2 protein-coding genes are annotated in these 2,719 nt (G+C 64.6%); both read right to left on the bottom strand.

Annotated elements, in window-relative coordinates; genetic code table 11:
* Positions 1 to 919: acetyl-CoA C-acyltransferase (locus tag IVB47_RS27245; RefSeq protein WP_247465891.1), on the bottom strand; the 919-nt coding region annotated here is incomplete at its 3' end.
* 153 nt (positions 920 to 1,072) lie between these two features.
* On the bottom strand, positions 1,073 to 2,662 hold the full coding sequence (gene serA, locus IVB47_RS27240; protein WP_247358003.1) for a phosphoglycerate dehydrogenase: 1,590 nt from the start codon (positions 2,660 to 2,662) through the stop codon (positions 1,073 to 1,075).
* Positions 2,663 to 2,719 lie beyond the last annotated feature (57 nt).

The raw sequence follows: 2,719 nt of genomic DNA, 5'->3' as shown, positions 1-2,719 counted from the left end.
TGTCGTCGATCTTCAGGCCGTGACGCTTCAACAGCTTCGGCACGGCAAAGATCGGGCCGATGCCCATCTCGTCCGGCTCGCACCCCGCGGCCGCCCAGGCGACGAAGCGGCCCATGGGATTGAGGCCGCGCTTCTCCGCGTCCTTGGCTTCCATCAGCACCACGGCCGCGGCACCGTCCGACAATTGGCTGGCGTTGCCCGCCGTGACGAACTTGCCGGGGCCCCTGACGGGCTCGAGCTTGGCGAGACCTTCCAGCGTGGTCTCGGGCCGGTTGCACTCGTCGCGGTCGACGACGTAATCGACGATCGACTCGGCCTTGGTCGCCTTGTCGACCACTTTCATCTTGGTCTTCATCGGGACGATCTCGTCCTTGAACTTGCCCGCCTGCTGCGCGGCGGCCATGCGGCGCTGCGACTCGAGCGAATATTCGTCCTGATATTCACGGCTGAGATTGTAGCGCTCGGCGACGATGTCGGCGGTGTCGATCATCGCCATGAAGATCGCCGGCGCCGTCTTGAGCAGCTCGGGATCGATCGATTCCTTCGGAGTGCCGCCGCCCGGCATCGAGATGCTCTCGACCCCGCCTGCGACGATGCAGTCCGAACCGTCCGAGCGGATCGAGTTGGCGGCCATCGCAATGGTCTGGAGACCGGACGAGCAGAACCGGTTCACCGAGACGCCCCCGGTCGATTTCGGCATTCCTGCCAGCAGCGCGGCCTGGCGGCCGATGTTCGGCGCGCCATGGGCGCAATTGCCGAGATAGCAATCCTCGACATAGTCCTTCTCGACGCCGGCGCGGTCGACCGCGTGGTGAATGGCGTGGGCCGCGAGCGACATCGGCGGGGTGATGTTGAACCCGCCGCGGCCGGATTTCGCGAGGCCCGTGCGTGCATAGGAAACGATGACGGCTTCACGCATTGTTTTCTCCCTTTTCGAACGATTTTGAACGGAGCGTCGGTCGACGTCTTCTCGGCGCCATTGGTACACAAAGTGCAGCGGTCGCGGGAGAAATAAAAACGCCGCCCTCGCGAGAGGGCGGCGTTGTTCCGCGGGTCGGAATATGTCGGCGTATCAGAACGTCAGCGCCTTGACCTGCTTGACCTGCGGCAGGGCCTGCACCTTGGCGAGCAGATCGGCCGGCACCGCGCCGTCGACCTCGATCAGCGCGATGGCATCGGAGCCCGGCGCGACGCGGCCGAGATGGAAGGTCGCGATGTTGATCTTGGCATCGCCGAGCAGGCTCGCGAACTTGCCGATGAAGCCCGGCTTGTCCTCGTTGGTCACGTAGATCATCGACTTGCCGAATTCGGCGTCGACGCGGATCCCCTTGATGTCGACCAGGCGCGGCTTGCCGTCGGCATAGACCGTGCCCGAGACTGACCGCTCCTGCCGCTCGGTGGTGACGGTGACGGTGATCAGGCTTTCATAGTCGCTCTGGGCGGCGCGCACGATCTCGTCCACCACCATGCCGCGCTCCTTGGCGACGACGGGCGCGGAGACGACGTTGACCTCGCCCAGCATCGGCCGCAGCAGGCCGGACAGCACGGCGGAGGTGATCGCCTTGATCTTCATCTCGGCGACGTGGCCCTCATAGGTGATCTCGACCTTGAGAATGCCGCTCTCGGTGAGCTGTCCCGCGAACGAGCCGAGCTTTTCGGCGAGCGCGATGAACGGCTTCAGCTTCGGCGCCTCTTCCGCCGTGATCGAGGGGAAGTTGACGGCATTCGAGATCGCGCCGGTGAGCAGGTAATCCGACATCTGCTCGGCGACCTGAAGCGCGACGTTCTCCTGCGCTTCCGTGGTGGACGCGCCGAGATGCGGCGTGCAGATCACGTTGGGATGGCCGAACAGCACGTTCGCGGTGGCGGGCTCCTCGACAAAGACGTCGAAGGCGGCGCCTGCGATGTGCTTGGAATTCAAGGCGTCGACCACGGCCTGCTCGTCGACGAGGCCGCCGCGGGCGCAGTTGATCAGGCGCACGCCCTTCTTCATCTTGGCGATCGCGGCTGCGTCGATGATGTTCTTGGTCTTCTCGGTGAGCGGCGTATGCAGCGTGATGAAGTCGGCGCGCTTGAGCAGGTCGTCGAGCTCGACCTTCTCGACGCCGATGTCCCTGGCGCGCTCCGGCGACAGGAACGGATCGAACGCGATCACCTTCATGCGCAGGCCGAGCGCGCGGTCGGCGACGATCGAGCCGATGTTGCCGCAGCCGACGACGCCGAGCACCTTGCCGGTGATCTCGACGCCCATGAAGCGGTTCTTCTCCCACTTGCCGGCCTGGGTCGAAGCGTCCGCCTGCGGAATCTCGCGCGCCAGCGCCAGCATCAGGGTGATGGCGTGCTCGGCGGTCGTGATCGAATTGCCGAACGGTGTGTTCATCACGATGATGCCCTTGGCCGTGGCGGCGGGAATCTCGACGTTGTCGACGCCGATGCCGGCGCGGCCGATCACCTTGAGATTGGTCGCCTTCTCGAGGATCTTCGCGGTCGCCTTGGTCGCCGAGCGGATCGCGAGGCCGTCGTAATTGCCGATGATCTCGGCGAGCTTGTCCTTGTCCTTGCCGAGATTGGGCTGGAAGTCGACCTCGACGCCGCGGTCCTTGAAGATCTGAACGGCGGCGGGAGAGAGCGCGTCGGAAATGAGAACCTTGGGTTTGGTCATGGGAATGATCCCTGATGGTCGATAAATCTGAGACCGTCATCCGCGGCTTGACCCGCA

The sequence above is a fragment of the Bradyrhizobium sp. 62 genome (assembly GCF_023073035.1).
GTDB lineage: Bacteria > Pseudomonadota > Alphaproteobacteria > Rhizobiales > Xanthobacteraceae > Bradyrhizobium.
Note: the sequence above shows the minus strand (reverse complement) of the source record. Positions and strands in the feature narration are given on the sequence as shown.